Source organism: Vibrio sp. 1580 (assembly GCF_033340055.1).
In genome coordinates this window covers 1-500 of record NZ_JAWOVT010000827.1, presented here as the reverse complement: position 1 = coordinate 500, position 500 = coordinate 1, and the positions used below count along the sequence as shown (strand labels likewise).

General features: G+C 45.0%; 1 protein-coding gene. It reads left to right on the top strand.

The features are described 5' to 3' along the window. The coding region (locus R7093_RS28600) for an SAM-dependent methyltransferase (protein ID WP_318147459.1) at positions 1-500 on the top strand (500 nt) is incomplete at both ends.

Here is a 500-nt window from a genome sequence, read left to right as displayed (position 1 = left end):
GATAAGCTTGAGGAGCAGGGTAGTTGGCTTACCAAGTTACTTTACAAGTTTAGCCATTGGACGAATCGAAACTCGCAAGAAAACTCTCGGAAGAACATCCATGCTCATTACGATTTAGGCAATGATTTGTATGAAGCTTTTTTAGATACCAATATGCTGTACTCATCAGCGCTTTACCACACAAGTGCCGACTCCTTAGAGCAAGCTCAAATCAATAAAATGGAACGCTTGTGCCAGCAGTTGGATCTTCAATCTACCGACCATGTGATTGAGATTGGCACAGGGTGGGGTGCGATGGCTATATACATGGCTGAGCAATACGGTTGCCGCGTGACAACAACGACCATTTCGGAAGAGCAGCATGAGTATGCTCGACAGCAAATCGTACAACGAGGTTTAACCGATCGAATTACTTTACTTAAAGAAGACTACCGCAACCTTACTGGGACGTACGATAAAGTGGTTTCTATCGAGATGATTGAAGCCGGGGGGGACCAGTT